The 4,709-nt window shown below is 52.3% G+C and carries 5 protein-coding genes and 1 pseudogene; all 6 read right to left on the bottom strand.

Annotated elements, in window-relative coordinates:
- Positions 1 to 72 precede the first annotated feature (72 nt).
- A complete protein-coding gene (locus PHP98_11730) occupies positions 73 to 429 on the bottom strand; it encodes a DUF2946 family protein (GenBank protein ID MDD5484297.1) in 357 nt (118 codons plus the stop codon).
- A gap of 34 nt (positions 430 to 463) precedes the next feature.
- A pseudogene (locus PHP98_11725) lies at positions 464 to 940 on the bottom strand (cobalamin-dependent protein).
- Positions 941 to 946: 6 nt separating this feature from the next.
- Positions 947 to 1,525, bottom strand: coding sequence for a dCTP deaminase (gene dcd / locus PHP98_11720; GenBank protein MDD5484296.1), 579 nt, complete (start codon positions 1,523 to 1,525; stop codon positions 947 to 949).
- A 37-nt stretch (positions 1,526 to 1,562) separates the two neighbouring features.
- A complete protein-coding gene (locus PHP98_11715; protein MDD5484295.1) occupies positions 1,563 to 2,243 on the bottom strand; it encodes an anaerobic ribonucleoside-triphosphate reductase activating protein in 681 nt (226 codons plus the stop codon).
- Between the two features lie 41 nt (positions 2,244 to 2,284).
- On the bottom strand, positions 2,285 to 4,378 hold the full coding sequence (locus PHP98_11710) for a ribonucleoside triphosphate reductase (GenBank protein MDD5484294.1): 2,094 nt from the start codon (positions 4,376 to 4,378) through the stop codon (positions 2,285 to 2,287).
- 91 nt (positions 4,379 to 4,469) lie between these two features.
- Positions 4,470 to 4,709: hypothetical protein (locus PHP98_11705; GenBank protein MDD5484293.1), on the bottom strand; the 240-nt coding region annotated here is incomplete at its 5' end.

The raw sequence follows: 4,709 nt of genomic DNA, 5'->3' as shown, positions 1-4,709 counted from the left end.
TTGAAATGTTGATCAATGGATACAATGCGGACTGATAAGCCGGCATTGCGTGAAACATGAGCAAGTTGGATGTCAGGCGTTCGGAGGACCGCGCGCGAAGTGAGGATCGCAGAATGATTGGAGAGCGGGAGTATCCGCCGGCAAGAAAATGATTCTGCCAACCGGAAAAGTCAGGATGGGCGCGGGAAGCGCTGAAGCGGTGATAAGCGGCGTGAGAGCAAGCTGGCAAAGCGGGCAATGATCCGAATCATGACCATCGGGCGTTTCTCCCCCGCATCCGCCGGAGTGTTGCCCATGGCTGGTTCCGGGAATTGAACATCCGCACGTCAGGCCGTGATGCGCCTTGTGCAACGCCGGGGAAACTACAACCCCCAGGATAAAAACAATGCCCAGCAGTCCGCCGATAATCCGTTTCATATGAGCGGACATGATAACCGTCAGCCCCCTGACGTCAACATCAAAATCATTTGCCGATCAGCTTTTTAGCCAAATCAACGGCCGAAGCGGCGTCCGGCGCGTAGCCGTCGGCGCCGATTTCATCCGCAAACGCCTGGGTTACGGGCGCGCCGCCGATCATCACCTTGACCTTGCCCGCCAAATCCGAAGCTTTAACCGCGTCCACGAGTTCCTTCATGCTTATCATCGTGGTCGTTAAAAGGGCCGAGGCGCCGATCAGCGCCGCCTGATTTTCATGAGCAAGCCGGATAAACTTTGCGGCATCAACGTTAATGCCGGCGTCAATCACCTTGAATCCGCCGCCTTCAAGCAGCATGCAAACCAGGTTTTTGCCGATATCGTGCAGATCGCCCCTGATTGTTCCCATGACAACGGCGCCCAGCGGCTCAACGCCCGCCTTGACGAGAAGCGGCTTGAGAATATCCATGGCCGACTTCATGGCGCGCGCGGCAATCAGAACTTCCGGCACATAAACTTCATTTTTTTGACATCAGACTTTTGCGAGGGTTACCCGGCGCGATTGTCCTTGATACTTGCCTTTCCTTTCCCGGTAGGACACGCGGCATGGTTCGCCGCGCAAAAACAGGAGTTGAACAATGCCTTCATCGGCATAAATGCGGCAATCGGCGGCGCTGGCATTGGAAAACTCCAGGGTCAAGTGCCCGCGCCAACCCGGCTCGGCCGGCGTCACATTGGCAATGATGCCGCAACGCGCATAAGTGCTTTTGCCAATGCATAAAACAAGTATATCATCCGGCAGATTCAGCTTTTCCACGGCCACGCCAAGCCCGTAACTCCGCGCCGGAAGGATAAAGAATTTGCCCCGGCGGTCTGAGTGCAGGACGGTTTTTTCCAAATTGCCTGAATTGAAGCTCTTGGGGTCAACAACCGTTCCGGGAATATGACGAAACACCATAAAAGAACGCGTGGAAAGACGCACGTCGTAACCGAAACTTGACAGGCCGTATGAAATAACGGCCCGACCGGCGCGGCGGACCAATTCCGCGGAAAAGGGCGTGATCATGCCCCGGCGGGATAAGGCCACAATCTGCCGGTCATTCAGAATCATATTGTCTTTCTCCCTTTACTGCGTAAATGCACATACATTATTCCCGAATAAGACCCACCGCCAGCTCCTGAAATTGCCGAATTTCCGCCTCGCCGTATTCCGCGCCATCCGGTGAAAAGCAGCCTTCCGGCCCGCGAACGGGGACAAACTTTTGAAGAACATAAGCGCGCGCACCTTTGATCAACCCGCAGATATGTTTTATATCCTCAAAATTCAAAAACGATTTGCCGATGGTGGTTCTGAACTGATAATCCAACCCGGAACACATGATGATATCAATGCTCTTTTTGATATTCTCCCGGTTCACGTCCACACCGGAAACGCCGGCATATTTTTCCAGGGAAGTTTTGACGTCCATCGCGATATAATCAGCCAGTTTTTCCTTGACGATTCGTTCCAGTCTTTCGGGAAAACTGCCGTTCGTGTCCAGTTTTACGAGGTAACCCAGTTTTTTAACGGACTCAAGAAAGGGGAAAACGCCTTCCTGCAGCAAAGGCTCGCCGCCGGTGACGGTTGCCGCCTCCAGCGCGCCTTTTCTTCTTTCCAGGAACGAGATGATTTCGCTTGCGGGGATCGTCTTTTGGAAAAGGCGGCGGTCCACCAATGCCGGGTTATGACAATAGGAACAGCGGAAGTTACAGCCCTGGGTGAAAACCACGGCGCAAATCTTTCCGGGATAATCTATCAGGGAAAACTTCTGGAAACCGCCGATGCGCATTGTATTCTTCCGTTTTTGTCCCGCAAATATGATGAGGCCGTCTATGCAGGCACCTTTAACATTTTTCTCCGGACAAACTCTTCCCGCTTCCCTTTATTCCATTGGCTCACGGGTCTTAGATAACCAACGACGCGGGAATAAACCTCGCACTCCGTTCCGCATTGCGGACAGGCCGTTTGTTCACCCGGAAGATATCCATGACCGGGACAAATACTGAAAGTCGGGGTCAGGGTAAAGTAAGGCAGCCGGTAATTGGCGCAAATCTTGCGAACCAGATTTTTAACCGTGGCGGCATTCTCAATCTTCTCCCCCAGAAAAAGGTGCAAAGTCGTGCCGCCGGTGTATTTCGTTTGTATTTCGTCCTGTAAATCCAGGAATTCGAAAACATCTTCGGTAAAATTAACAGGCAACTGGGTGGAATTGGTGTAAAAAGGCGCACCGCCGGCTTTGTATTGTTTTTCATTGGCGCATATGATTTGGGGGAACAGATCCTTGTCTTTTTTTGCCAGCCTGTAGGCGGTGCCCTCTGCGGGTGTAGCTTCAAGATTGTAATTATCGCCGGTCTCCTTTTGAAACTCAATCAGTTTGTTTCTCATGAAGTCCATCACGGCCAGCGCGAATTTGCCGCTTTGCGGATCGGCGATGTCCTTCCCGAACAGGTTGAGGCAGGCTTCGTTCATCCCGATCAGCCCTATTGTGGAAAAATGATTTTTCCAGTATTTGCCGAATCTTTGCTTGATATTTCGCAGGTAATATTTTGCGTAAGGATAGAGGTTGGCTTCAGTGAGTTTTTCCAGTGTTTTTCTTTTGACATCCAGGCTTTCCCTGGCAAGCGCCATAAGCTTGCCCAAATGATCCATGAAATCTGCGGTATTATCGGATAAATAACCCAGCCGCGGGAGATTGATCGTAACCACGCCGATACTGCCGGTCAGGGGATTGGCCCCGAAAAGCCCCCCGCCCCTTTTCTGCAGATGCCTGGTATCCAGCCTGAGCCGGCAGCACATTGACCGGGCGTCTTCCGGTTTCAGGTCGGAGTTCACGAAATTAGAAAAAGACGGCACGCCGTATTTGGCCGTCAACTGCCATAAAAGGTCCAGGTTGGGATTATCCCAGTCAAAATCTTTAGTGATGTTGTAGTTCGGAAGCGGGAAAGTAAACACCCTGTCTTTGGCGTCCCCCTCCAGCATTACTTCCAGGAAAGCGCTGTTGAAACAATCCATTTCCTTTTGAAATTCCCGGTAAGTTTCTTTTAATGGCGCGCCGCCGATAATTACCGGTTGATTTGCAAAAGTCGGGGGCACGGTCAGGTCCAGAGTAATATTGGTAAAGGGCGTCTGGAAGCCAACACGGGTGGGGACATTCATATTGAAGATGAATTCCTGCAAAGCCTGCTTGACTTCCTTGCGACTCAAATTGTCATATCTGATAAACGGCGACAGCAAAGTGTCAAAATTGGAGAAAGCCTGCGCGCCGGCGGCCTCGCCCTGGAGCGTGTAGAAAAAATTAACCACTTGCCCCAACGCGCTGCGAAAATGCCTGGCAGGCTTGCTCTCGGCCTTTCCCGGCACGCCCCTGAATCCTTCCGTCAGCAAATCCTGGAGATCCCACCCGACGCAGTAGACAGAGAGAATATTCAAGTCGTGGATATGAAAATCACCGTTCAAGTAGGCCGTCTTGACTTCAGCCGGATAAATTTTATTAAGCCAATACGCCTTGCTGATTTCCGAAGAAACATAATTGTTCAATCCCTGCAGTGAATAACTCATATTGCTGTTTTCGTTGACCCGCCAGTCAGCCCGGTCAAGGTATTGATCCATTAAATCAAGATTCGCTTTGGATGCGATTTCCCTGATTTTGGCATGCTGTTCGCGGTAAATAATATAGGCTTTGGCGGTCCGGCGGTAAGAGGAAGATAACAGCACCTCTTCAACAATATCCTGTATTTCTTCCACCGTCGGCGGCTTGCGAGCCAGCGCGCTCTGCGCCAGCCCCAGGACCTTCAGCGTCAGCCGCCGGGCGACGTTTTTATCAAACTCGCCGGTCGCCGAACCGGCTTTTGCCAGCGCGCCGCAAATCTTTGCCGATTCAAATTTTACCGTCTTTCCGTTTCGCTTTTTTATCCTCTTAAACATATATGTCCTTTTTTTTACGCTTTCCACGGCAATCGGCAGGCGCGGGCTCCCGCGCGCAAGCCGCGGGAGCCCGAACTCTTTAAACTGCCTCCTACTTCACCGGGACACCGTCCGCTCCGCCCCATATCCCCTCGTTGTTCAGGATCACTCCGTTCGCCAGGGAATAAATGGACCAATAACCGGCGCGGTATACCGCAAGGTCGGATTTGCCGTCCCCGTCGTAATCTCCGGACACCGGCACGCCGTCCGCCCCGCCCCACACCCCCTCGTTGTTCAGGATCACTCCGTTCACCAGGGAATAGATGGACCAATAACCGGCGCGGTATACCGC

The organism is Kiritimatiellia bacterium (assembly GCA_028715905.1).
Classification (GTDB): domain Bacteria; phylum Verrucomicrobiota; class Kiritimatiellia; order JAAZAB01; family JAAZAB01; genus JAQUQV01.
The sequence above is the reverse complement of the archived record's forward strand: the minus strand, read 5'-3'. Positions and strand labels throughout refer to the sequence as shown.

Coding starts and splice junctions, on each gene's coding strand:
- PHP98_11730 (MDD5484297.1), bottom strand. CDS start 429: ATGTCCGCTCATATGAAACGGATTATCGGCGGACTGCTGGGCATTGTT.
- dcd (MDD5484296.1), bottom strand. CDS start 1,525: ATGATTCTGAATGACCGGCAGATTGTGGCCTTATCCCGCCGGGGCATG.
- PHP98_11715 (MDD5484295.1), bottom strand. CDS start 2,243: ATGCGCATCGGCGGTTTCCAGAAGTTTTCCCTGATAGATTATCCCGGA.
- PHP98_11710 (MDD5484294.1), bottom strand. CDS start 4,378: ATGTTTAAGAGGATAAAAAAGCGAAACGGAAAGACGGTAAAATTTGAA.